The sequence below is a fragment of the Sphingobium cyanobacteriorum genome, from assembly GCF_030580935.1.
In the GTDB taxonomy this organism is placed as follows: Bacteria; Pseudomonadota; Alphaproteobacteria; order Sphingomonadales; family Sphingomonadaceae; genus Sphingobium; species Sphingobium cyanobacteriorum.
The window spans coordinates 38443-63005 of record NZ_JAUQOM010000006.1 but is presented as its reverse complement, the minus strand read 5'-3'; the positions used below and the strand labels follow the sequence as shown (position 1 = coordinate 63005).

General features: G+C 67.7%; 17 protein-coding genes. 8 read left to right on the top strand and 9 right to left on the bottom strand.

All coding sequences use genetic code 11. From position 1 onward, the window contains the following. Nucleotides 1–38: 38 nt before the first annotated feature. The 3 genes from Q4610_RS12780 (at nt 39) to Q4610_RS12770 (ending at nt 11341) form a co-directional block, all read left to right on the top strand. The gene (locus Q4610_RS12780; RefSeq protein WP_304536345.1) at nt 39–7574 is read left to right on the top strand and encodes a beta strand repeat-containing protein; all 7536 of its coding nucleotides are present in this window, start codon (nt 39–41) and stop codon (nt 7572–7574) included. A 111-nt stretch (nt 7575–7685) separates the two neighbouring features. Continuing rightward, nucleotides 7686–9875, top strand: a complete 2190-nt coding sequence (locus tag Q4610_RS12775) for a type I secretion system permease/ATPase (protein WP_304536344.1) — start codon at nt 7686–7688, stop codon at nt 9873–9875. Beyond that, nucleotides 9872–11341, top strand: coding sequence for an HlyD family type I secretion periplasmic adaptor subunit (locus tag Q4610_RS12770; protein ID WP_304536343.1), 1470 nt, complete (start codon nt 9872–9874; stop codon nt 11339–11341). The genes Q4610_RS12775 and Q4610_RS12770 overlap by 4 nt, the downstream gene beginning before the upstream one ends. A gap of 47 nt (nt 11342–11388) precedes the next feature. Here the strand turns inward: Q4610_RS12770 and Q4610_RS12765 are convergent, their stop codons facing one another. The 3 genes from Q4610_RS12765 to ruvA form a co-directional block, all read right to left on the bottom strand. Next, the gene (locus tag Q4610_RS12765; protein ID WP_304536509.1) at nt 11389–13131 is read right to left on the bottom strand and encodes an AMP-dependent synthetase/ligase; all 1743 of its coding nucleotides are present in this window, start codon (nt 13129–13131) and stop codon (nt 11389–11391) included. A 140-nt stretch (nt 13132–13271) separates the two neighbouring features. Next, nucleotides 13272–14294, bottom strand: coding sequence for a Holliday junction branch migration DNA helicase RuvB (gene ruvB, locus Q4610_RS12760; protein WP_304536342.1), 1023 nt, complete (start codon nt 14292–14294; stop codon nt 13272–13274). Next, nucleotides 14291–14899 (bottom strand): Holliday junction branch migration protein RuvA, encoded by a 609-nt coding sequence (gene ruvA / locus Q4610_RS12755; RefSeq protein ID WP_304536341.1) that lies wholly within the window; start codon nt 14897–14899, stop codon nt 14291–14293. Before ruvA ends, ruvB begins: the two co-directional genes overlap by 4 nt. A gap of 140 nt (nt 14900–15039) precedes the next feature. Here ruvA and Q4610_RS12750 point away from each other — a divergent pair, with 140 nt between their 5' ends. After that, nucleotides 15040–15615 carry a Clp protease/crotonase-like domain-containing protein gene (locus Q4610_RS12750; protein ID WP_304536340.1) on the top strand — a complete coding sequence of 192 codons (576 nt, stop codon included), beginning with the start codon at nt 15040–15042 and terminating at the stop codon, nt 15613–15615. 40 nt (nt 15616–15655) lie between these two features. Next, nucleotides 15656–16282, top strand: a complete 627-nt coding sequence (locus tag Q4610_RS12745; protein ID WP_304536508.1) for a DUF1345 domain-containing protein — start codon at nt 15656–15658, stop codon at nt 16280–16282. 5 nt (nt 16283–16287) lie between these two features. Here the strand turns inward: Q4610_RS12745 and thiL are convergent, their stop codons facing one another. From thiL to mnmA, 5 genes are all read right to left on the bottom strand, one after another. Next, complete coding sequence (thiL, locus tag Q4610_RS12740; RefSeq protein WP_304536339.1) at nt 16288–17202, bottom strand: thiamine-phosphate kinase; 915 nt, start codon at nt 17200–17202, stop codon at nt 16288–16290. A 55-nt stretch (nt 17203–17257) separates the two neighbouring features. Continuing rightward, nucleotides 17258–17704 carry a transcription antitermination factor NusB gene (nusB, locus tag Q4610_RS12735; protein ID WP_304536338.1) on the bottom strand — a complete coding sequence of 149 codons (447 nt, stop codon included), beginning with the start codon at nt 17702–17704 and terminating at the stop codon, nt 17258–17260. A 9-nt stretch (nt 17705–17713) separates the two neighbouring features. Beyond that, nucleotides 17714–19009, bottom strand: a complete 1296-nt coding sequence (gene hisD, locus Q4610_RS12730) for a histidinol dehydrogenase (RefSeq protein ID WP_304536337.1) — start codon at nt 19007–19009, stop codon at nt 17714–17716. Nucleotides 19010–19114: 105 nt separating this feature from the next. Continuing rightward, nucleotides 19115–19777: an ATP phosphoribosyltransferase gene (hisG, locus tag Q4610_RS12725; protein ID WP_304536336.1), complete on the bottom strand. Its 663-nt coding sequence runs from the start codon at nt 19775–19777 to the stop codon at nt 19115–19117. A 509-nt stretch (nt 19778–20286) separates the two neighbouring features. Continuing rightward, a complete protein-coding gene (gene mnmA / locus Q4610_RS12720) occupies nt 20287–21393 on the bottom strand; it encodes a tRNA 2-thiouridine(34) synthase MnmA (protein WP_304536335.1) in 1107 nt (368 codons plus the stop codon). Nucleotides 21394–21961: 568 nt separating this feature from the next. Between mnmA and sciP the strand changes: the two genes are divergently transcribed. Together sciP and Q4610_RS12710 are read left to right on the top strand one after the other, a co-directional pair. After that, the gene (gene sciP, locus Q4610_RS12715) at nt 21962–22261 is read left to right on the top strand and encodes a CtrA inhibitor SciP (RefSeq protein ID WP_037476500.1); all 300 of its coding nucleotides are present in this window, start codon (nt 21962–21964) and stop codon (nt 22259–22261) included. A 202-nt stretch (nt 22262–22463) separates the two neighbouring features. Beyond that, nucleotides 22464–22721, top strand: a complete 258-nt coding sequence (locus Q4610_RS12710) for a GlsB/YeaQ/YmgE family stress response membrane protein (protein ID WP_088182423.1) — start codon at nt 22464–22466, stop codon at nt 22719–22721. 70 nt (nt 22722–22791) lie between these two features. Here Q4610_RS12710 and Q4610_RS12705 read toward each other — a convergent pair whose 3' ends face one another. Next, nucleotides 22792–23040 carry a GlsB/YeaQ/YmgE family stress response membrane protein gene (locus tag Q4610_RS12705; protein ID WP_304536334.1) on the bottom strand — a complete coding sequence of 83 codons (249 nt, stop codon included), beginning with the start codon at nt 23038–23040 and terminating at the stop codon, nt 22792–22794. Nucleotides 23041–23277: 237 nt separating this feature from the next. On the opposite strand from Q4610_RS12705, the gene Q4610_RS12700 reads away from it, so the two are divergent. Further along, complete coding sequence (locus Q4610_RS12700; RefSeq protein ID WP_304536333.1) at nt 23278–24447, top strand: efflux RND transporter periplasmic adaptor subunit; 1170 nt, start codon at nt 23278–23280, stop codon at nt 24445–24447. Nucleotides 24448–24563 lie beyond the last annotated feature (116 nt).

Genomic DNA, 24563 nt, shown 5'->3' with positions numbered 1-24563 from the left:
AAATGGGTCGCCCCTGTTAACATAAAGGGGCTTTTGCCATGTCTAGCGTTTCCGTCACCGGCACTGCAGGTACAACTGGTTCCAATGGAGGCTCTCCCGGCGCGTCCGGGGGCACCGGCGGCAGCGGCCAGTCGGTCAGCGCCTCCACCAGCACGCCCGCCGATGCGTCCAACAGCGCCTATGCGCAGGGCGGAACCGGCGGTACAGGCGGCAATGGCGGCGGCGGTGGCACCCATGGCGGGCAGGCGGGCGCAGGCGGCGCAGCCGGGAACGGTTCGGCCAGTGCGACAACATCGCGCGCGGGCGGTGCCGTTGCCAATGCCGTCGGTGTCGGTGGCAGCGGCGGCAGCGCGGGATCACCGGGCGGCGGAACCGTCTCCAATGGCGCGGGCAATTCGGGCGCGAACGGCGGCACGGGATCGGCCAGTGCCAGCGCAACCAACAGCGACACGAGCAATGCCTATGTAGAAGCCTATGCGCGCGCTTATGGCGGGGCGGGCGGCAGCGGCATCGGATCGGGTTATAAGGGCGGCAACGGCGCGGCGGCAGGCGCTGCGACGGCCAGCGCCGTCACCAATGGGGCCGGCACCGCGTCGGCCACGGCATGGCGGACAGGTGGCAACGGCGGCACGGGCTATGCCGGAGCCAATGGCGGCACGGGCGCCTCGGCGACCACCACCAACGCGGCCACAGGATCGACCAATGGCGGCAACCTCAATCTCTACAACTATGCCACTGGCGGCACGGGCGGCTATTCCGACGGCGGCACCGCCGGCGCTGCGGGATCGGCCACGTCCAGCCTGACCTTCAACGATACGGCCAACGCCAACAAGAGCGCGCTGGTCTATGGCCAGGTCAGTGCGCAAGGGGGCAATGGCGGCAGCGGCACCAACGGCACGTCCGGGCGCGTTGGCGGCGCGGCGACCGGCAATATCGCGCTGACCGGCACGCGCAGCGTGCAGGCAAGCAGCTACGCCAATGGCGGCAGCGGCGGCTATGGCGCGGTCGCTGGCAGTGGCGGAGCGGGCGGCACGGCTACGGGCAGCGCCCAGGCGGTCAGTTCCACGGCCGGCAATGATTCCGTCAGTGCGCTTGCCTCCATTACCGGCGGCACCGGCGGCACCGCTTCGGGCAGCGGCCGGTCGGCAGGCGCTGGCGGCGTGGCCAGCGGCGCAAGCGCGTCGGCGATAACGTCGGGCACCAGTGCGTCGGCCAGCGTGAACCAATATGGCGGGGCCGGTGGCTATGGCTACAGCAACGCCAATGGCGGAGCCGGCGCGGCCAGCAGCGCGACGAACGCCGTTACCGGACGCACTGCGGGCGGCACGCTCGGTCTGGGTCAATCCGTTTATGGCGGCGGCGGCGGCGGATCGACGGGGGGCACGGCGGCAGCCGGCGGGGCGGCAACGTCCAGCCTGACGTTCGACGATACGGCCAACAGCACCACCAGCAACCAGCTCAATGTCGGTGTGTATGCCAGCGGCGGTGCAGGCGGCTATGGCAGCACCGTCAATGGCGCCAATTCGGGCGATTCGACAGCCAGCGCCACGATTACCGGCGCGCGTGCCATCAGCCTGACGAGCAATGCTGCCAGCAGTGCCGGCGGGGCGAGCGACAGCCGCAGCGGCGGCAATGGCGGCGCGGCGCTGGCCAACGGCACGGCATCGAGCACGACGACGCTCAATGATTCGGTCAGTTCGACCGTCTATGCGACGGCGGGATCGGGCGGATCGGGCGATGGCGCGACACGCAAGGGCGGTGATGGCGGCGTGGCGTCGGGCAGTTCGTCCGCATCGGCCAGCCTGGCGGGGATCGGCACGGCGAGCGCGACGCTGAGCGTGCGCGGCGGCAGCGGCGGTGCCGGCTATGACAGCGCCAATGGCGGCACTGGCGCGGCGGCCTCCGCCACCAACCGGGTCAGCGGCGCCACCAATGGCGGCAGCCTTTATCTGGCGCAGAATGTCTATGGCGGGCATGGCGGCAGCAGCGCTGGCGGCGTCGCCGGGGCGGCGGGCACGGCGACATCCTCGCTCACCTTCAACGATTCGGGCGCGACCAAGAGCCGGATCGTCAACCTGTCGGGCTATGCCGCAGGCGGGAATGGCGGGGCAGGCACTGCCGGGTCGGACGGCGTGGCGGGCGCGGATGCCAGCACGCTGGTCAACGCGACCGGCACGAAGGAAGTCACCGCCTATGCCAACAGCGCAGGCGGCAGCGGCGGAAGCGCTGCGGCCAATGGATCGGGCGGCAAGGGCGGCGTCGCCTCCTCCCGGTCCTTCGCCACCAGTTCGACGCTCAATTCCGAAAGCACCAGTTCGACCGCCTATGCGGTGGGCGGCAACGGCGGTTCCGCGACCGGCGGCGGCGAAAGCGGGGGAGCAGGCGGCGGCGTGGCCGGCACCACCTATGCGTCGGCCAGCGGCGGGCTGGGCAATTCATTGGCTACCGTTACGGCTTATGGCGGCAGCGGCGGCACCGGCTATTCGACGGCCAATGGCGGCGCGGGCGCATCGGTCAGCCTGACCAACCGCGTTACGGGCGCGAGCAGGGGCGGCAATCTCTATCTGACGCAGACCCTGATCGGAGGGGCTGGCGGATATAGCTATGGCGGCACCGCCGGCGCGGCCGGCGCGGCGACATCCAACGCGACGTTCGACGACACCGCCAACGCGACCCAGGCGCAATATGTGTCCATGTCGATATCCGCCACCGGCGGTGGTGGCGGCAGCGGGCAGGACGGCACCAGCGGCCGCACCGGCGGCGCAGCGACGGCCAATGCGAACGGGACCGGCGCCAAGCAGATCACGGTCAACAGCTATGCGACCGGCGGAGCCGGCGGCTATGGGTCCGCCGCAGGCAATGGCGCGGCCGGCGGCACGGCGACCGGCTCGGCCAATGCCACGAGCACCACGACCAGCCTGACCAATGGCAGCAACCCGGCCGCCGCCAGCGCCTATACCAACGGCGGGACCGGCGGATCGGCACAGGGCGCAGGCAAGGTGGCCGGTAGTGGGGGCGTGGCGAGCGGAACGACCGCCAGCGCCAATACGAGCGGCGTCAGCGCCAGCGCCCTGGTCAGCCAGCGTGGCGGCAATGCCGGCGCGGGCTATGGCGGCGCGAATGGCGGGACAGGTGCGGCGAGCAGCCTGACCGACGCGGTTAGCGGATCGACCAAGAGCGGCACGCTCTCGCTCCAGCAGGATGCCTATGGCGGCGCCGGCGGCGGCAGCGAGGCGGGCATTGCCGGCAATGGCGGCGCGGCCACATCCAGCCTGACCTTCAACGACACGCTCAACGTCAACAAGAGCGCGCAACTCTACGTCAATAGCAGCGCCACAGGCGGTGGCGGCGGTGGCGGCAATGGCGTGGACGGCGGCAAGGGCGGGACAGGCATCGCCAGCGAAACCTTGACCGCCGCACGGGCGATCCAGACTTCCGTGACCGGCACGGGCGGCACCGGCGGAGCGTCCTCCACCGGCGGCGATGGCGGCGCGGGCGGTGGCGCGCGCGCCAATGTCGCGGTCAACAGCACGACCAGCCTGGCCGACGCGGTCAGCGCCACAGCCTATGTCAATGCCGCCACCGGCGGTTCCGCCAGCGGCGCGGGCAACAAGGCCGGCAATGGTGGCGCGGCCAACGGGCTGTCGGCAGCCAGCGCCCGCAGCGCGGGGGCGGGCAATGTCTCGGCCGCGCTCAACATGTATGGCGGAGCGGGCGGCACCGGCTTTGCCGGGGCGAACGCGGGCAATGGCGCGGCCACCAGCGTCACCAACAAGGTGACGGGTTCGACCAATGGCGGCACGCTGTCGCTGAACCAGAATGCGACCGGCGGCAACGGCGGCTATTCCTATGGGGGAATTGCCGGACTGGCCGGATCGGCCAGCAGCAGCCTGACCTTCAACGACGCAGCGAATGCGACGAAGAGCAACGTTATCGGCATGGGCGCGAACGCCGTGGGCGGCGGCGGCGGCAGTGGCCAGAACGGCACGGCGGGACAGAGTGGCGGCAGTGCGACGGCAGCGGTCAATGGCGCGGGAACGCGCGCGATCGGTGTCACCGCCACCGCGACCGGCGGCAACGGAGGCTACGCATCCGACAATGGCAGCGGCGCGGCAGGCGGCAGCGCCACCGGCAGCGCGACGGCGGCCAGCACGACGATCATCGCGGACAATGTCGCCGCAACCGCCAATGTCTATGGCGGCGCGGGGGGCGCCGGCAACGGCCTGGGCCGGACCGGCGGCGCGGGCGGAATCGCCAGCGGATCGTCGGCGCGGGCGGACAGCACGGGCACGTCCGCGACGGCAACGGTCAATCAATATGGCGGCAATGGCGGCACCGGCAATGACGACGCCACCGGCGGTGCGGGCGCAGCCAGCAGCCTCAGCAACGCCGTTGGCGGATCGACCAAGGCCGGCACCCTGTCGCTGACCCAGAATGCGCGCGGCGGCGTTGGCGGCAACGGCCATGGCGCAATCGCCGGCGTGGGCGGCGATGCCTCTTCCAACCTCAGCTTCAATGACGGCGCCAACGCCAACAAGAGCAACCTTGTCAACATGGGCAGCACGGCAACCGCCGGCGCGGGCGGCACCGGCATCAATGCCGATGGCGCGGCCGGCGGCAATGCGTCCAGCGTGAACACCGTCACCGGCACAAGGCAGGTCAATGCCGGCGGCTCCGCATCGGGCGGCACCGGCGGCCATTCCAATGCCGGCGGCAATGGGGCCGATGGCGGGACGGCGCGGGCATCGATCACCAGCACCAGCAGCGGCACGCTCAACACCGATTATGTCATCGCCTCCACCTATGCCGCAGGCGGCACCGGCGGCAATGCCGCGGGCGTCGGCTTTGCCGCAGGCAATGGCGGGGCGGTGTCCTCGCTCAGTTCGGCGACTGCCAACGCAGCGGGCAGCGCGACCGCGACGGCGACCGCCAATCTCTATGGCGGCGCAGGCGGCACCGGCTTTGGCGGCGCCAATGGCGGCGCCGGAGCGGCGACGGCCGTGACCAGCCGGGTCAAGGGCGCCACCAATGGCGGCACATTGTCGCTGAACCAGGCGCTCTATGGCGGCGCAGGCGGCTATAGCTATGGCGGCATTGCGGGCACGGCGGGCGCGGCCACATCGACGCTGAATTTCGATGATACGGCCAACCCGACCCAGAGCAACCAGATCAACGCCACGTCCAACGCGACCGGCGGCACCGGCGGTGGCGGCACCAGCGCGACCAATGGCCGTGTCGGTGGCGCGGCGACCAGCAATGCGGCGGTGACGGGGGCCAAGGCGGTCACGCTGACCAGCAATGCAGGCGGCGGCACTGGCGGCAGCGCGGCGCTGAACGGCAGTGGCGGTGCAGGCGGCACCGCCACCGGATCAGCGAATGCGACCTCCACCACCCTGGGCAGCGAGGCCGTCAACGCCACGATCAACGCCAGCGGCGGCACCGGCGGCAGCGCCAATGGCGCGGGCAAGAGCGGCGGCGCAGGCGGGGTCGCGAGCGGAGCGACGGCCAGTGCCAACAGCGCGGGCGCCAATGCGTCGGCCAGCGTGGTCCAGACCAGCGGCACCGGCGGCGCGGGCGCGAATGGCGCCAGTGGCGGCGCGGGCGCGGTCAGCACGCTGACCGATGCGGTGAGCGGATCGACCAAGCTCGGCAACCTTTCGCTCAACCAGCGGGCGGTCGGCGGCAATGGCGGCGGCACCGATACGGCTACAGCACGGGCCGGCGGCGCGGCGACATCCAATCTTGACTTCAACGATGGCGCCAACGTCAACAAGAGCCTGCTCATCTATACCACCGTATCGGCGCAGGGCGGCAGCGGCGGCAACAGCCTGACGACGGCCGGCGGCAATGGCGGCGCGGCAACCACGATCAGCACCATACGCGGCACCCGCGGGGTACAGGCGATCGGTTCCGCCAATGGCGGCAACGGCGGGTCGTCCACTGCCTCCGGCGGCGGCAATGGTGGCGCGGGTGGCAATGCGCGCGCGTCGATGACGGCCGCCAGTTCGACCGGCCTGACCAATCCCGTGTCGGCCAGCGCCTATGCCTATGGCGGCACCGGCGGCTATGCCAATGGTGCCGGCCGGACCAGCGGCGCGGGCGGATCCGTCAACGGCCTGTCATCGGCCGAAGCGCGCAGCAGTGGCGCAGGATCGGTCAGTGCCGCCCTTTACGCCTATGGCGGCGCGGGCGGCACCGGATATAACAGCGCCACCGGCGGCGCGGGCGGATCGATCGCCCTGGTCGACAAGGTCAGGGGCGCCAGCAAGGGCGGCACGCTGTCGCTGACGCAAAATGCCTATGGCGGCAGCGGCGGCTATTCCAACAATGGGGCCGGCGGCGCGGGTGGCAACGCATCGTCGCAACTGACCTTCGACGACACGGCCAACGTCAACCAGAGCAATTCGGTCGGCCTGTCGGTGACGGCGACGGGCGGCGGCGGCACTGGCAGCCTGGCCGGATCGGCGGGCGGCGATGCCACGGCATATGGCACGCTGACCGCCGCCAACAGCGCCAGCGTATCGGCCAGCGCCACAGGCGGCGCTGGCGGTGCCGGCACCAGCAGCAATGGCGCGGGCAGCGCGGCCGATGCCAAATCGACCGTCACCGGCAAGGCGGTGACGTCCACCGCCTATGCCGCTGGCGGGATCGGCGCCAATAGCGAGGCGGACGCCCTGGCCTATGCCAAGGGCAATAGCGGCTCGCTCCATGCCACATCGATCGCATCGGATTTCGCCGGCCGACTCGTCACTTATGTCCGGGCCGACGCCTATAGCAGCCTCTATGGCACGGCCAGCATCGTCGATACGTCGCGCGCGCTGACCAGTGCGTCGCTCGGCCTTGCGTCCAGCGCGACCACCACGCCGCAAAGCGTGGCGCAGATATTCGGTGCGCCCACCAATGCGGATGTGACTGCCGTGCTGGCGGCGAACAGCAATATCGCCGCCGCCTTCGGCGCCAAATCGCCATCCTATTTCGCGATCGCGCAAATGGGCGGGCGCTACAGCGCGGCAGGCACCGGCACGGAAACCATCACCAGCACGGTCAACCTCACCGTCGATCTCAACCAGTTGTCGTCACGCGACAATCTGGTGGTGGGTTTCTACAATGGCAACGGCTTTGGCGGCGGCGTCAGCAATGTGACGGTGACGATTGCCGCCAACGGCTCGACCCTGCTCAACCAGAGCTTCGCGTCGGGTGCGGCGGCCGTGACCTATTTCACCAACAAGGCGGTCGATCTGGGATCGTTGAGTGCACCGCTCTACAGCAGCAATACGCTCAACCTCCAGGTCACAATGTCGCTGACGATCAGCAGCCCGACCAGCGGCTTCTTCGGCAATCTGCTGATCGGCGACCCGCCCGCCGCCGCCGCGGCAGCCGTTCCGGCCCATGACGGGTCGCAGGCGCCCCATCATCAGGCACAGTTGCAGAATCTGGTATCGGGCCTGGCCAGTTTCGGCCGCGACCGGGGCAGCGCGCAATTGGCCGACCATAGCCGCTATGGCCTGCCCACGCAGGATATGCTGCTGGCGTCGTCGGGGGGAGGATCGCGACGGCGCATGCTCGCGGTGTGACACGGTTACAGGCAGGGCGGCGCATAGGCCGCCTTGCCTCTTCTTCCATTTATGCCATGCTGCGTCCGGGGTTTTGGGGAGCGCCGGTGCAGCCGTGTGGCAGACAGGTGAATGATGGGGCATGAACCGCCGCTGGCGCCGCATGGCGTAGAGCGGGCATTTGTTGACAGCGGCCTTGCCTCGCTCGTGCTGCTGCTTGCTTTCCATGGCCGTCCCGCCGATCCCGACCAGATCAGGCGGGAACGCGGGCGCGGCGACGATCCGTTCGATGCCGACGATATCGTGCGCATGGCCCGCCGCCTTCAGGTGAAGGCGCGGCAGGTGGATGTGCGGGTCGATGATCTGGCGGCCATGCCCCTCCCGGCCATTGCACTGGGCCGGGACGGCGGTTTCTTCATATTGGGGAAGGTGGATGCTGGCGGACCGGATGCTGCGCCCAGCGCGCTGGTCCAGCGCGCCGATGCGTCCGCCCCCGAAATCTGGGACCAGGCGATGCTGGAGGCGGGCTTTGGCGGCAGCCTGATCCTGCTGACGACGCGCGAACAGATTGCCGGGGAAAGCCGGCGCTTCGACATCAGCTGGTTCATACCCGCGCTGGTCAAATATCGGGCGGCATTGCGCGACGTATTTCTGGCCAGTTTCGTGTTGCAGGTAATTGCGCTCGCCACGCCCCTTTTCTTCCAGCTCCTGATCGACAAGGTGCTGGCGCATGATGCAATGACGACACTGGCGGTGCTGGCCTTCGCGTTGCTGGTCGTCAGCCTGTGGGAAGTGGCGCTGGGCGGGCTGCGCACCTGGCTGTTCGCGCATACGACCGCGCGGGTCGATGCCGAACTGGGGGCGCAGATGTTCCGCCATCTGCTCAGCCTGCCGCTCGCCTATTTCGAATCGCGTCGCGTCGGCGACAGCGTGGCGCGGGTGCGCGAACTGGAAACGATCCGCGACTTCCTCACTTCCAACGCGGTGACGTTGATCCTCGACGTCTTCTTCACCCTCATCTTCTTTGGCGTGATGCTGCTCTATTCGCCGCTGCTGACGCTGATCGTCATGCTCTCCATCCCCGCCTATATCGCCATTTCCGCCTTCATCACCCCGCCGCTGCGTCGTCGCCTGGACGAAAAATTCGCGCGCGGGGCCGACAATCAGGCGTTTCTGGTCGAAAGCGTCACGGCGGTACGGATGCTCAAGTCCATGGCGGTCGAACCGCAGATGCGCGAGAAATGGGAGCGGCAGATCGCCGGCTATACCCGCACCAGCTTCGCCGTGACCCAGTTCGCCAATTGGGGCGGGCAAATGGTGCAACTGGTGTCCAAGCTGACGATGATCGCCCTGCTCTATTTCGGCGCGCGACAGGTGATGAGCGGGGCACTGAGCGTCGGTGCGCTGGTCGCGTTCAACATGCTTTCCTCCCATGTCTCCGGCCCGATCCTGCGGCTGGCGCAACTATGGCAGAATTTCCAGCAGGTGCGCATTTCGATCGACCGGCTGGGCGACATCCTCAACAGCCACCCCGAACCGCAGCATGACCCGGCCAAGGCAGTGCTGCCGCCGATCGCGGGCCGCATCTGTTTCGACCGGGTCCGCTTCCGTTACCGCCCCGACAGCCCGGACGTGCTGCGCGACGTGAGTTTCGAGGTGGCGGCGGGCGAGATGATCGGCATCGTCGGCCCGTCAGGATCGGGCAAGAGCACGCTCACCAAGCTGGTCCAGCGCCTCTATGTCGCGACCAGCGGGCGGGTGCTGGTGGACGGGACCGACCTGACCCTGATCGATCCGGCCTGGCTGCGGCGGCAGATGGGCGTGGTGTTGCAGGAAAATGAACTGCTGGGCCGATCGGTGCGCGACAATATCGCGCTGGCCGATCCGGCCGCGCCGATGGAGCGGGTGATCGCGGCAGCGCAGATGGCGGGCGCACACGACTTCATCCTGGAATTGCCCCACGCCTATGACACCGCGATCGAGGAGCGCGGCGCCAACCTGTCGGGTGGACAGCGCCAGCGCATCGCCATTGCCCGTGCGCTGATGTGCGACCCGCGCATCCTGATCCTGGACGAAGCGACATCGGCGCTCGACGCCGAATCTGAAGCGGTCATCCAGCGCAATCTCCAGACAATCGCGGCGGGGCGGACGGTCATCATCATCGCCCATCGCCTGTCGGCCGTGCGCCAATGCCACCGGATCATGACTGTCGAGGGCGGGGCGATCACCGAAATGGGCAATCATGACAGCCTGCTGGCCGCCAATGGCCGCTATGCGGCGCTGTTCCGGTCGCAGACGGGCCTGGCCGGGGGGGCGGTATGAAAGAGAGCCTGAGCCGCCATTGGGACATGGTGCGCCAAGCGCTGGCGCTCGACCGGGCGGCGGCGGCCGGGCGGATCGAGCGGCACGAGACGGAATTCCTGCCCGCCGCGCTGGAGATCATCGAAAGCCCGCCCAGCCCGGCTGGCCGGCTGCTGCTCTGGCTGCTCTGCGGATTTCTGGGCATCGCCCTGCTGTGGAGCATATTGGCCAAGGTCGACATCATCGTCGCCGCGCCCGGCCGCGTGTCCCCGCTGGGCAGCGTCCAGACGGTGAGCTGGGGCGGATCGGGCAGCGATGCCGAAGGATCCGTTGGCGTCGTGCGCGAATTGCGCGTGGCGGAGGGCGACCGGGTGCGCCGGGGCCAGTTGCTGATCGCGCTCGACCCGACGCTGGTGAGCGCCCAGTCCGACCAGGCGCGCCGCGGGCTGGACAGCGCGCAGGTGGAGGCGGCGCGGTCGCGCGCGCTGGTCGGCTATCTGACCACGGGGCGGATCGCCATGCCCGATGTGCCGGGCCTGTCGGCGCAGGACCGGGCGGTGCAGCAGCAGTTGATCCGGTCCACCATCGGCGAATATGCCGCGCGCGCCGCCGGCATCGACCAGCAGCGCGCGGAAAAACAGGCGCAGCTCGATTCCGCCGTCCGCCAGCGCGCGATGATGGTCGATACGCTGGCCTTGCTGGACAAGGAAATTGCGATGCGCACCGAACTGGCGGCCAAGGGCTACCAGTCGAAAGTATCGGTCTATCAGATCCAGCAGGTGCGGATCGAGCGGTTGCGGGACATCGAGCAGCAGGAAAGTCTGGCGGCGCAGGCCCGCGCGGCTTTGGCCGATCTGGCGCAGCAGCAGGCGCAATTGCGTCAGGGACTGGCGCGGGGCAGCCTGACCGACCTGAGCAAGGCGAGCGACGATGCCAGCCTGCGCCGGCAGGAACTGGCCAAGGCCCAGCGGCGTAACGCCCTGTTGCAAATCCGCGCGCCAGTGGATGGGACGGTCGAGCGGTTGAAGGTCCGCACCGTCGGCGGCACGGTGCAGGCGGCGCAACCCCTGCTCGACATCGTGCCGAGCGGCGGGCCGCTGTTTGTCGAGGCGCTGGTGCCCAATGGCGAGATCGGCTTCGTCCGGCTGGGCCAGGCGGTGCAGGTGAAGGTCGATGCCTTTCCCTTCACCGATTACGGGATGCTGCACGGCGTCGTCACCTCGATCGGCCGGGATTCGGTGCAGGGGCTGGACGAGAATAGTCGGCCCGATCCGGCCGCGCCGACCGGCTTCAAGGTACGGGTGCGCCTGAACGACACGGCGCTGCGATCGGGGGATTGCCGCACGGGATCGGCTGACTGCCATTTGTTGCGGTTGAGTTCAGGGATGCGGGTGCAGGCCGAAATCCGCACCGGACGGCGGCGGATCATCCAATATATATTGTCCCCCCTGATGCAGGCGAGCGTAGAGGCAGGCCGCGAGCGGTAGGGGACGGACCGGCCGGTTGAACAAATGCTTGCCGCCGAAGCGCCCCTTCACCCCTTGTACAGCGCGTCCAGCCGGTCCGCATAGCGTTTGCGGATCACATGGCGGCGGATCTTCATAGAGGGGGTCATTTCCTCATTTTCGATGGTGAAGGGTTCATCGGCCAGAATGAAGCGGCGAACGCGCTCGATCACCGACAGGTCGGCATTCACCCGGTCCACCGCCGCGCGCAGCGCCGCCATATAGGCCGGGTTCGCCGCCACCGCATCGATCGCCACGCCCTGCGCCGCCGCCCATTCGCGCGTCCATTCGGCATCAGGCACGATCAGCCCGACCAGATGCGGCCGCCGGTCGCCATGGACCATGGCCTGGCCGATCTCGACCTGGAGCGTCAGCATCCCTTCAACCTTCTGCGGTGAGACATTGTCGCCCTTGTCGTTGACGATCAGGTCCTTCTTGCGGTCGGTGATGCGAATGCGGCCCTTCGCGTCGAATTCGCCGATGTCGCCGGTATGGAGCCAGCCGTCCTGAAGCGCCTTTTCGGTTTCCGCCGGGTTACGCCAATAGCCGTGCATGACCAGTTCGCCGCGCACCAATATCTCGCCATCCTCGGCGATCCTGACTTCCACTCCGTCGAGCGGCGGGCCGACCGTGTCCATGGCGATGCCGGCGCGCGGGCGGTTGCAACTGACCACCGGGCCGGCTTCGGTCTGGCCATAACCCTGGAGCAACGTCAGCCCCATGGCGTGGAAGAAGAGGCCGACATCGGGGTTGAGCGGCGCCCCGCCCGACACCAGCGCCTTCATCCGCCCGCCGAAGCGCGCGCGAATCTTGGGGATCAGCGTGCGGGACAGCAGTAATTTCATCGGCAGGTCGAGCACCGACCCCTTGCCTGCCTGTTCCCTGGCCGCGATGCGCAGCGCCTGACCCAGCAGATAGGCCGGGAATTTGCCCTGCTTCTCGATCGACTTGATGATGCGCGCGCGCAGCACTTCGAACAGGCGGGGGACGACGACCATGATGGTCGGACGGGCTTCCTCGATATTGGAGGCGAGCTTTTCCAGCCCTTCGGCATAATAAATCTGCCCGCCCAGCAGCATGGGCAGGAACTGGCCGCCGCTATGTTCATAGGCATGGGACAGGGGCAGGAAGGAGAGGAACACCTCCTCGCCCCAGCCGAAATCCTCCGCCACGATCGCGCCCGCGCCCTCCACATTGGCGAGGATCGCGCCATGATGCTGCATCACCCCGCGCGGCGCGCCGCCGGTGCCGCTGGTGTAGATGATGCAGGCCTGGTCGTTGCGGGTCGCGCTCTGGGCGGCGGCGATCGCGGCCACATCGGCCGGATGGGCGGCGATCAGGTCGCTCCACAGATGACAGGCGCACTGGCCCTGTGCCCCGCGCAGCGGCTCCATGCCGATGACGAAGCTGGCCTGCGACCGGACGACGGCGGGCATCAGCGCCTGCGCCAGTTTCGCGGTCGACACGATGACCGCGCGCGCGCCGCTGTCGGTCAGGATATGCTGGTGATCGCGCGTCGTGTTGGTGGTGTAGGTCGGCACGGTGACGCAGCCGGCCGCCATGATCGCCAAATCGGCGATGCAGAATTCCGGCCGGTTTTCGCTGACCAGCATCACCGGATCGCCCGCTTGCAGCCCCAGCGCCCGCAGCGCGGCGGCGAGCGACGCGACCTGCTGCGCGACCTCGGCCCAGCTCTGGCTGTGCCACGCGCCGCCGCTCTTGCGCCAGAGGAAGGGCGCGCCGCCCCTTTCGGCGGCGCGGGCGAAGAACATCGTCACCAGGCTGGGGAATTTCTCGATCGCCCTCAAGGCTCGACTCCTGTGCTTTCCGGCGCGTCTGGCGCGCGCCTGATCCTTATGCAAGCCTATAGCTTCGCCCTGCCGCAACGGCCATCGCTTTCCGGTCGCCCCGGTTAATCAAACAGGCCGTTCTGCACATCCTGCGGCGGGTTGAGGCCCAGATGCTTCCAGCCGGGACCGTTGAGGCAGCGGCCGCGGGCGGTGCGGGCGATGAGGCCGAGCTGGATCAGATAGGGTTCGACCACTTCCTCGATCGTGTCGCGCGCTTCGGACAAGCCGGCGGCGAGCGTTTCCACGCCCACCGGGCCGCCGCGATAAATGTCGGCGATCATCATCAGATAGCGCCGGTCCATGAGGTCGAGGCCGAGATGATCGACCTCCAGCCGCATCAGCGAGGCGTCGGCGACCTTGGCATCGACAGCGGCAACGCCCGCGACATTGGCGAAATCACGCACCCGGCGCAGCAGCCGCCCGGCGATGCGCGGGGTGCCGCGCGAGCGGCGGGCGATCTCCACCGCGCCATCGGGCGTGATGGCAAGGTCGAGCAGCCGCGCGGCGCGACGGACGACCAGTTCCAGTTCCTCCACCGTGTAGAATTGCAACCGCACCGGAATGCCGAAGCGGTCGCGCAAAGGCGTGGTCAGCAACCCCTGCCGCGTGGTCGCGCCGACCAGGGTGAAGCGCGGCAGGTCGATGCGGACCGAGCGGGCGGACGGCCCCTCCCCGATCATCAGGTCGAGCGCGCGGTCCTCCATCGCGGGATAGAGGACTTCCTCGACCGCCGGGTTCAGGCGATGGATTTCGTCCACGAACAGGACATCGCCCTCATCCAGATTGGTGAGCAAGGCGGCCAGGTCGCCCGACTTGGCGATGACCGGGCCGGAGGTGGCGCGAAAGCCCACGCCCATTTCCTTGGCGACGATCTGCGCCAGCGTGGTCTTGCCAAGGCCCGGCGGGCCGAAGAACAGCACATGGTCGAGCGCGTCGCCCCGCGACCGCGCCGCCTGGATGAAGATGCGCAGATTTTCGCGCGCCGCCTGCTGGCCGATAAATTCGTCCAGCGATTTCGGGCGCAGCGCGGCGTCAACATCCTCAGGACGCCGCGCGGGGGTGAGGAGGCGATCGTCGTCGCTCACTTCGCCGCCTTCCGCAGCGCCAGGCGGACCAGCGCGTCGAGGCTGGCATTGTCGCCCAGTTCCTCTTCGGCGGCGGCGACGGCGGTGCTGGCTTCATGCGGCTTGAAGCCCAGATTCTGGAGCGCAGAGAGGGCGTCGGCGGCGAAGCTGCCGGTCGGGAGCGCCACCACGCCGCCCATGCCGATCGGGCCGCCAGCGGGGGCCGTGCCGATCTTGTCCTTCAATTCATTGACGATGCGCTGGGCGAGTTTCGGGCCGACGCCGTTCGCCCGCGCGATCATCGCCTTGTCGCCCATGGCGACGGCGCGGTGCAGATCCAGCGGTTCGAGCGCGGAGAGGATCGCCAGCGCGACGCGCGATCCCACGCCCTGGACATGGGTGAGCAGCCGATACCAGTCGCGTTCATCGGCGCGGGCGAAGCCGACCAGCCGGATCGAATCCGCCGCGACCAGCATTTCGGTGTGGATCGTCACCGCTTCGCCGACCGGCCCCAGCGCGGCGAGCGTGCGCGAGGAGGCGCCGACCAGATAGCCCACGCCGCCCACATCGATGATGGCGTGGTCGATGCCCGTGCTGTCCAGCAAGCCCTTGAGTTTCGCGATCATCTGCCCTGCCCTTCGGCGTCCCGCCCTTTGGTCATGATCTGTTCTTTACAGCCTCCCGCGCCGCGCGCCAGTCAAAAGCGCGGCACCTTTTGCCGCCCCAAGCGTAGTGCAGCGCGACTTTCCCTTTCAAGGACACCTTCATGCTGATGACCGCGCCGATGCTTGGCCCCAAGGATTTCGAGTTCCCCTCGATCATGCTGTCGGGCGTGGTCGATCATGGCATGTATCTGCATTTCAAGAATTGCCTGTCCACCGCGCCGCAGACTGGGCTGGTGGTGGTCGAGATTTCGACCCTGGGCGGCGACCCGGAGATCGCCCGGCTGATGGGCGAGGATATCCGCTTCCATTCCGAACTCTATCCCGACCGGCGGCTGGTGTTCATGGGACGCACGGCGGTCTATTCCGCCGGCGCGACCTTCATGAGCTTCTTCGCGACCGAAAATCGCTACCTGACGCGCGGCACCCGGCTGATGATCCATGAGCGGCTCATCACCAAGACCATCCAGTTGGCCGGGCCGCTCTCCACCTGCATCGCGACGTTGAAGGCAACGCTGAACGAGATCGAATCCTCGATCGCGATCCAGAATGAAGGCTTTGCGAACCTGATCCTGGGGTCGCAGGTGACGATGGAGCAATTGCTGGAGAAGGCGCCGGAGAACTGGTATCTGGAGGCGAACGAGGCGCAGGCGCTGGGATTGATCGCCGGCGTGCTGTAAGCCCTTGTCAGACGGCGCACGGACGCCTTTGATGCCTGCCATGCGCGCCTCCCCCCTCTTCCCCTGGCGATATGGCATGTTTCTGGCGCTGCTGGCGCTGGTTATGCCGCTGGCCTTCTGGATTCCCTGGCATGAAGCGGTGATGGCGGGGTTTAACCTGGCCGCCATCGCCTTCATGGCCTCGGTCGTGCCGCTGATCGACGCCGATGCCGCGTCGATGCGGCGCAAGGCGCAGGCCAATGACGCCAATCGCGGGCTGATGCTGCTGCTGACGGCGATCGTCAGCCTGGTGATCCTGGTCGCGGTCGGCGTGGCGATCAGCCAGCATGGCGGGCCGAACGGAGCGATGATCGCGCTGCTGCTGGCGACTTTGCTGATCGCCTGGCTGTTTTCCAACCTCGTCTATGCGATGCATTATGCCCATAATTTCTACCTGCCGGACAAGACTGGCAGGGACCGGGGCGGGCTGGATTTCCCGGACGAGGAGGAGCCGGGCTATTGGGACTTCCTCTATTTCGCCTTCACCCTGGGCATGACCTTCCAGACGTCCGACGTGGCGGTGACGGCGACGGCGATGCGGCGGACGGCGCTGTTCCAGTGCCTTGCCGCCTTCCTGTTCAACCTGGGCATCCTGGCCTTCACCATCAACGTGCTGGGCGGCGGCTGACCGGATCAGCCATGTTCCCAGCCGAGCGTATCGGGCAGAGGGATGACCGCGCCGTCGATCATGAGGGTCAGGCCCGATCCGGCCGCGACATGGCCGACCGGAATGGCGCGCACCGGCGGCGTCACCCCGCGCGGCAGGGTGAAGAGCAGTTCATAATCGTCCCCCGCCCGCGCCGCCGCGATCTGGACCGCGGTACTGGCGCCGCGCGCCCGTTCCAGCGCGGGGGACAGAGGGATATGGTCGATGATGATCGCGACGTGGCTGGCCTGCGCCATGCGTGATGCGTCGATCAGCAGACCGTCCGATACATCCATCATCGCGCGCGCATGAGGGGCGAGCAGCGCGCCTTCGGCCAGGCGCGGGCGCGGGCGGCGATAGGCATCCACCAGCGGACCGGATGCGCGCGGATCGGCGCGGGCAAGGGCAAGGCCGATGCCCGCGTCGCCCACCGGGCCGCTGAGATAGAGGCGGTCGCCCGGCTGTGCCCCGCTGCGGGTCGGGACGGCGCCGTTCGCCGCGCCGATCGCGGTCAGGCTGTAGCTGCGTGCGGACGCTGCGGGCATCTTGACCGTGTCGCCGCCCAGCAGCGGCATGGCATAGCGGTCGAGCGCTTCGCCCAGCCCTTCGAGAAAGGCGGCATCCCAGCCATCATCGCCGGACAGCGCGTAGTTGAGCAGGCAGCCGACCGGCTTCGCACCCTTGGCCGCGAGATCGGACAGGTTCACTGCCGCCAGCTTCCAGCCGATATCGGCGGGCGGATCAGTGGGGAGATAATGGACGCCCTCGACCATCGTGTCGCTGGTCAGGATCAGGCGGGTGTCGCCGACGGGCAGGATGGCGACATCGTCGGCCAGCCCCTGCGCCGCAGGATCGTTCGCCAGCAGGCGCAGCAGGGTAAGGAAACGGGATTCGGCGGACATGGGCAATGCCTAGCCCATCCACATGCTCCTGCGAAGGCAGGAGCACGCCGCTCTCCTACTTCCGCACATCCTTCGCCACGCCGTCGAGCAGGCCGTTGACGAAGCCCGATTCGCGCTTGTCGTAAAAGGCATGGGCGACATCGACATATTCGCTGATGACGGTGCCGGTGCCGACATCGGCGCGGGCGAGCAGTTCATAGGTGCCGGCGCGCAATATCTGGCGCATCGGCTTGTCGAGCCGGTCGAGGCTCCAGCCGCTCGACAAACGGGCGGCGATCAGGGCGTCGATCTCGTCGCGGCGACGGTCCACGCCGGTCACGACATCGTCGAAGAAGGGTTCCTCCGCCGGAGCGTAGGTCACGTCCTCGATCGTCGCGCCCAGGCGATGCTGGTGAAATTCATGCAGCAGGACAGGAACGGGCGTGCCCTCCATTTCGAGCTGGTAGAGCGCCTGGACCGCAGCGAGGCGCGCGGCAGAGCGGGATTTGGAGCGGTCGTTCATGGGCTATCCCTATTGTTTTTTGAGGCGCAACGCCACCGAAGCGGCGTGCGCGGGCAGCCCTTCCGCCTGCGCCAGCGCGACGGCGGCGGGGCCGATCGCACCGATCGCGGCAACATCCAGGCTGAGGAAGCTGGTGCGCTTCATGAAATCGAGCACCGACAGCCCCGACGAGAAACGGGCGCGGCGGCCGGTGGGCAGCACATGGTTCGGCCCGGCGACATAATCGCCCACCGCTTCGGGCGTCATCCGGCCGAGGAACACGGAACCGGCATGGCGGACCTGCGCGAACAAGGGTTCGGGATCGTCCACCGCGAGTTCCAGATGTTCGGGCGCCAGGCGGTCGACCAGCGGCATGGCTTCGTCCAGGTCGCGGACCAGGATGATCGCGCCATTGACGTCCCAACTGGTGCGCGCGACGGCACTGGTGGACAGCGCCGGAATCTGGCGATCGACCGCTTGCGCGACGGCATCGGCGAAGGCCGCGTCGTCGGTGAACAGGATCGACTGGCTGGTCGGGTCATGTTCCGACTGGCTGAGCAGGTCGGCAGCGGTCCATTCGGGATCGTTCCGGCCATCGGCGACGACGACGATTTCCGAAGGGCCGGCGACCATGTCGATGCCAACCACGCCATAAAGCTGCCGCTTGGCTTCGGCCACCCAGGCATTGCCGGGGCCGGTGATCACGTCCACCGGCGCGATCCGGTCAGTGCCATAGGCGAGCGCGGCGACGGCCTGCGCCCCGCCGACCCGCCAGATTTCCTCGATCCCCGCGATCTGCGCGGCGGCGAGGACCAGCGGGTTGATCTCGCCGCCCGGCGTCGGCGTCACCATGGCGATGCGGCGGACGCCCGCAACCTTGGCGGGGATGACGTTCATCAGCAGTGAGCTGGGATAGGCGGCGCGGCCACCGGGCACATAGAGGCCGGCGGCGTCCACGGCGCTCCAGCGCGCGCCCAGGCGCACGCCCGCGCTGTCCACGCCGTCGCTGTCCTGCGGACGCTGCTTTTCATGATAGGCGGTGATGCGCGCGGCGGCGAGTTCCAGCGCGTCCCGCAGTTCGGTGGAGATGCCATCCAGCGCGGCGCGGGTTTCGGCCGCCGTTACCGACCAGCCGCTGACATTGAGGTCGTGGCGGTCGAAGCGCCGGGTATAGTCGGCCAGCGCCGCGTCGCCGCCGGCGCGCACGGCTTTCAGGATCGCGGTGACATCGCGCGAGACATCCTCGTCCGCTTCACGGCGATCGTTGACCAGCGTGGTGAAGGCGGCCGCGAAATCGGCGTCGGTAGTGGAGAGGCGGAAGGTCATTGCACTTATTTCGTCATCCCAGCGAAGGCTGGGATCTCTCTTTTCTTGAGGTCGGAAAAAAAGAAGTGAGATGCCAGCCTAAGCTGGCATGACGGATGATGGAGGTCACGCCGCATCCTTCACCCCCACGGCGGCGCGAAACGCCTCCACCAGCGGCGACAGTTCCGCCGAGCGCATCTTGTAGGCGGCGCGGTTGACGATCAGGCGGGCGGAAATCTGCATGATGACGTCGGTTTCAACGAGGCCGTTGGCTTTCAGCGTCGCGCCCGACGAGACGAGATCGACGATCCGGCGCGACAGGCCGAGCGAGGGGGCCAATTCCATCGCGCCGTTCAATTTCACGCATTCGGCCTGAAGCCCGCGCGCTTCATAATAGCGGCGGGTGAGGTGGGGATATTTGGTCGCGACGCGGACATGGCTCATCGCGGCCTGATCCTCGTCGGCCAGGCCGGTGGGTTCGGCGACCGACAGGCGGCAATGGCCGATGTTAAGGTCCACTGGCGCGTAGAGTTCGGAATAGCTGAACTCCTCCACCACGTCGGAGCCGACGATGCCGATCTGCGCCGCGCCATGGGCGACGAAGGTCGCGACGTCGAACGCGCGCACGCGGATGATCGATACGTCGGGCCGGTTGGTGGCGAAGCGCAGCGCGCGGCTCTTCTTGTCATGAAACTCCGCCTCCGGTTCGATACCGGCACGCGAGAGCAGGGGCAGCGCTTCATCGAGGATGCGGCCCTTGGGGATGGCGAAGGTGAGCGGGCGAGTCATGACGCGCGGGCCTTACGCGCGGGGGCGTAAAAGGGCAAGGTTGTGGGGGGCTTCTTATCCCCTCCCCTTCAGGGGAGGGCACCAAGGGGTGGGAGTGGGCCGCAAAAGCGAATGCTGGATTTCGCTGCACGCCCCACTCCAACCCCTCCCCTGAAGGGGAGGGGCTTTTCGAAAACGCATCATTGTAACTAGGTAACGCAGCCTGCTAGCCCACCATGATGCCACGAAAACCCATTTTCCGTTCGGTCTTGACCGCACTCATTCTTTTTTCATCACAAGCCGCATTTCTTGAACTGACAGGAAAGAAGGTAAGACTCTCATCCGAGCGCAAGCAGATTTTTATATTCGAAGGGGACCTGGTTTCAGACACACCGCCAGCCAATGCCGATGAAGCCGCCAGAACGACGCAAGATACGTGGCTGGCTTGTCGCTATTGGACGGGTCTAACCGTCCAGCACATCTTGGCGCCATCCGAGCCGTCTTGCCCTATAATCACTCCGTAGCAGACGCTACGCCGCCTCCGCCATCGCGCTCTGCGTGCTGGCGATCCAGCCGCCGCCCAGGACGCGGTCGCCCGCATACAGCACTGCCGCCTGCCCCGGCGCGACGCCATATTCCGGCGCGTCGAACAGCAGGCGATCGCCGTCCAGCCGCGCCGGGACCGGCTTGGCCATGGAGCGCACCTTGGCGGTCAGCGGCCCGGTGAAATCCCCGCCCAGCCAGTTGATGTCGCTCAGCACCGCGCCCGACACCGCCAGCGCCGCGCGCGGCCCCACGATCACGCGCTTGGCCGCCGCATCCAGCCGCACGACATAGAGCGGGTCGGGCTGGCCGCCAATCTCCAGCCCCTTGCGCTGACCGACGGTGAAATGGATCATCCCCTTGTGCCGGCCGAGCACCCGGCCATCGATATGCACGATGTCGCCGCCCTCGTCCGCGTCGGGGCGCAGTTTGCGCACGATCCTGGCATAGTCGCCATCAGGCACGAAGCAGATGTCCTGGCTGTCGGGCTTCAAGGCGACCGAGAGGCCGAGTTCGGCGGCGATCTCGCGCACCATGGGCTTGGGCAGGCCGCCCAGCGGGAAACGCAGATAGTCGAGCTGGGCCTGAGTCGTGGCGAAGAGGAAATAGCTCTGGTCGCGCGCCGGGTCAGCGGCGCGGTGCAGTTCCGCGCCTTGATCGCCCTCGACCCGCTGGACATAATGGCCGGTGGCCAGGCAGTCGGCGCCCAGGTCGCGCGCGATCTGGAAAAGGTCGGTGAACTTCACCCCCATATTGCACTTCACGCAGGGGATGGGCGTGCGCCCGGCCATATATTCATCGGCAAAGTCGGCGATCACCGAATCGCGGAAGGCCGTTTCATAATCAAAGACATAATGGGCGATGCCGATGCGGTCGGCGACCGCGCGCGCGTCCCGTATGTCCTGGCCCGCGCAGCAACTGCCGGTGCGGCCCACAGCCGCGCCATGATCGTAAAGCTGGAGCGTGACACCGATGACTTCGGCCCCCGTCCTAGCGGCAAGGGCGGCGACGACGCTGGAGTCCACGCCGCCCGACATGGCGACGACGATGCGCCGCGCACTGAGCGGCTCGATAAGCTGGAACTGGGGCTGCATGGGCGCGCCTATAATATAGTGGCGCCCTTCGCGCAAAAGTTAACAAAAGGTAGCGCCGCTTTGCGCCATATCAGGATGGATCGACGGGAAAGGGCGACCGGACGAGTCACGAAAGCGTAAGCGAGTTTACCGACCCTTATTCATTCTTCCCTACACACAGGGTCATGGATCTGAGTTTTCTTCGGGGTGGCGGGTTGAAGCCCGCCACCACCAGACCCCTGAGCCGGCCGCGCGTTCCGGCCTGGCCGTTCCTGCGGGCCGCTACGGCAGCCGCGCAGGCGGCCAGTCCCACCGCGCTGGCGGTGGCGGGCGTCCTGCGGGGGCAGGATGGAAGTCATGACTGGATTCAGGAGCTGGCGGGAATTTTCGCGCCACGCTCCGGCGGCAGGATCGAAGCCGTACGTCTCGCGGGAAGCTTCAACCCGTTGATCGCGAGCCGTTTAGCCGGGGGCAAGGAAAGATGAAGGCAGTGTTTACCGTGGGGCTTTAGCCGATCTTCAGGGCTGATGCCGATAAGGGTTTCCACTGCTGAATTCGGCAACGCCAGTGCCGCAGATTGAGGGTAAGAATGATCGAGAACCAGAAAATCAGGCCCGCCCAGGTCGTCGGGCCGCTTGGGGAACCCCTGACCCTGGACAGCCTGCCGCCGGCGGACACGACCCGTTGGGTGGTACGGCGCAAGGCAGAGGTCGTCGCGGCGGTCAATGGCGGCCTGCTGACCGTGGACGAAGCCTGCGCGCGCTATAATCTGACGCTGGAGGAATTTGCCGGCTGGCAGCGCGCGGTCGATCGTTCGGGCATGCATGGCCTGCGCGTCACCCGCATCCAATATTACAAGTCCCTCTACGAGCGGCAGCAGAAATATTGATCCAGATGCCTTGCGCTGGAATGCAAAGGGCCGTCGGGATGATCCGGCGGCCCTTTTTCCATGCGCGGCGCGGGCGCGCCTAAACGGCGCAAAGCCACGATGGTTTCCCGCCCGGAATCATTTCCCGTTCATGGAACGCGACGCCCTCTCCACCGTTGAATGCAGCACCCAACCCGCTGGGGGCGTGGTCAAGGAGAGTAACATGGGCATTATCTTGTGGCTTATCGTAGGCGGTGTCATCGGCTGGCTCGCCAGCATGGTGATGCGGACCGACGCACAGCAGGGCATCCTGCTCAATATCGTGGTCGGCATCGTCGGCGCCTTCATCGGTGGCCTGATCTTCAGCGGCGGTTCGATCAACAATGCCGGCCTGACGCTCTACAGCTTCCTCGTGTCGCTGGTCGGCGCCATCATCCTGCTGGCGATCGTCAATCTGGTCCGCCGCGGTTCGGTGCGATAACGCACCAGCCAAGGCACGCCAAAGGGCCGCGCCAGCCAATGGCGCGGCCCTTTTTGCATGGGCGATGCCTTTATCGGCGGCTGGAAAACCAGCGATAGAGCGCGAGCACCGCGATCGCGCCGATGACCGCGGCGATGAAGCCCGCCCGCTCCCCCGGCGCGTAAAGCCCGGCGAGCCTTCCAACAAAGCCGGCCAGCAACGCGCCGGCAATGCCCAGCAGGATCGTGACGACGCAGCCGCCAGGGTCGCGCCCCGGCATGATCCATTTCGCAATCGCGCCAGCCAGCAGGCCGACGATGATCCACCCCAGCAAGTCCATGCTGCGTTCCTCTCCATCCCCCTGCACCGATCACGCATAGCGCCACAGCCGACGATATTTTGCAAGACGATGCGACAGCGTTATGAACGAACATTGTGTCGCTTTTCCACGTCGATCCAGCGCGGATTTCGCTTTGCCGTCCCCCTTTGAACCATGATATTGGGGGTTGAGAGCAGTGATATATTCATATAACACAGTCGTCCACAGGGGCGAAGCGCCGGAAAGACGAGAAGCGGCATGAATTACGAAACCCAACTGCTGGGCGACTCAGCGGTCGTCATCGACGAGCATGTGTCGCCCCGACGCCGCAATCGGCTGATGCTGATCGGCGGGGGCGCGGCCGTGCTGCTGGTGGCTGTGGCGGCCTGGATATCGATGCGGGGCGACAAGGCGGCGGCCCCGCCGCCCGGCGCGCAGGTGCCCGTCGTCACCGTGCTGCGGCCCGGCCAGTCGACCGTCGCCCGCACCGTGACGGCGACCGGATCGCTGGCCGCACGAGTCGACATGCCCGTCGGCGTGGTCGGTGAAGGCGGCATGGTGAGCCAGGTGCTGGTGCAGCCGGGCGACTGGGTTCGCGCCGGGCAGGTGCTGGCCACTGTCGAACGATCGGTTCAGACCGAGCAGGTCCGGTCGCTGGCCGCGCAGGTGGAGGTGGCCCGCGCCGACGCGAAGCTGGCGCAGGCGCAGCTCGATCGCGCCAAGGCGCTGGTCGGACGCGGCTTCATCAGCGCCGCCGACATCGACCAGCGCACCGCGACGCGCGACGCCGCCCAGGCGCGCGTCAATGTCGCCGCCGCCCAGCTTGCCGAACAGCGCGCCCGCACCGGGCGGCTGGACATCCGCGCGCCCGCCGCCGGGCTGGTGCTGACCCGATCGGTCGAGCCGGGCCAGATCGTCCAGGCCGGCGGCGGTGCGCTGTTCCGCATGGCCAGGGATGGCGAAATGGAAATGCAGGCGCAGGTGGCCGAGGGCGATCTGGCGACGCTGCGCCCCGGCAATGGCGCGACCGTAACGCCGGTCGGCAGCAAGACGCAATTCGCCGGTCGCATCTGGCAGGTGTCGCCGGTCGTGGACCCGCAGACCCGTCAGGGCATAGCGCGCATCGCGGTCCCCTATAATGCCGCGATCCGCCCTGGCGGCTTCGCCGCCGCGACGATCACCAGCGGGTCCGGCAGCGCCCCGCTGCTGCCCGAATCCGCGGTGCAGAGCGACCCCAAGGGCAGCTATGTCTATATCATCAACGGCAGGAATCAGGTGGAGCGGCGCGATGTGACCGTCGGCCAGGTGTCCGACGCCGGGGTTGCCGTGACCAGTGGCATTTCCGGCGCCGAAAGCGTCGTCACCTCTGCCGCCGCCTTCCTGACGCCGGGGCAGAAGGTGAAGCCGGAATTGTTGAAGATCCGATAGGGGCGGCGCGCCGGTGGCGCCTGCCCGTAACGGCGATGCGCGCGGCGACGCGCGGGAACAGATGGAGGGGCGCGCTGCTGCCTCCGGCACAGGTTGGACGGACGCGCCAGCGCGTC

Coding starts and splice junctions, on each gene's coding strand:
- Q4610_RS12765 (WP_304536509.1), bottom strand. CDS start 13,131: ATGTTCTTCGCCCGCGCCGCCGAAAGGGGCGGCGCGCCCTTCCTCTGG.
- sciP (WP_037476500.1), top strand. CDS start 21,962: ATGATCGAGAACCAGAAAATCAGGCCCGCCCAGGTCGTCGGGCCGCTT.
- thiL (WP_304536339.1), bottom strand. CDS start 17,202: ATGTCCGCCGAATCCCGTTTCCTTACCCTGCTGCGCCTGCTGGCGAAC.
- Q4610_RS12780 (WP_304536345.1), top strand. CDS start 39: ATGTCTAGCGTTTCCGTCACCGGCACTGCAGGTACAACTGGTTCCAAT.
- Q4610_RS12705 (WP_304536334.1), bottom strand. CDS start 23,040: ATGGACTTGCTGGGGTGGATCATCGTCGGCCTGCTGGCTGGCGCGATT.
- hisG (WP_304536336.1), bottom strand. CDS start 19,777: ATGACTCGCCCGCTCACCTTCGCCATCCCCAAGGGCCGCATCCTCGAT.
- Q4610_RS12700 (WP_304536333.1), top strand. CDS start 23,278: ATGAATTACGAAACCCAACTGCTGGGCGACTCAGCGGTCGTCATCGAC.
- Q4610_RS12745 (WP_304536508.1), top strand. CDS start 15,656: ATGCGCGCCTCCCCCCTCTTCCCCTGGCGATATGGCATGTTTCTGGCG.
- mnmA (WP_304536335.1), bottom strand. CDS start 21,393: ATGCAGCCCCAGTTCCAGCTTATCGAGCCGCTCAGTGCGCGGCGCATC.
- nusB (WP_304536338.1), bottom strand. CDS start 17,704: ATGAACGACCGCTCCAAATCCCGCTCTGCCGCGCGCCTCGCTGCGGTC.
- hisD (WP_304536337.1), bottom strand. CDS start 19,009: ATGACCTTCCGCCTCTCCACTACCGACGCCGATTTCGCGGCCGCCTTC.
- Q4610_RS12775 (WP_304536344.1), top strand. CDS start 7,686: ATGATGGGGCATGAACCGCCGCTGGCGCCGCATGGCGTAGAGCGGGCA.
- Q4610_RS12750 (WP_304536340.1), top strand. CDS start 15,040: ATGCTGATGACCGCGCCGATGCTTGGCCCCAAGGATTTCGAGTTCCCC.
- Q4610_RS12770 (WP_304536343.1), top strand. CDS start 9,872: ATGAAAGAGAGCCTGAGCCGCCATTGGGACATGGTGCGCCAAGCGCTG.
- Q4610_RS12710 (WP_088182423.1), top strand. CDS start 22,464: ATGGGCATTATCTTGTGGCTTATCGTAGGCGGTGTCATCGGCTGGCTC.
- ruvA (WP_304536341.1), bottom strand. CDS start 14,899: ATGATCGCGAAACTCAAGGGCTTGCTGGACAGCACGGGCATCGACCAC.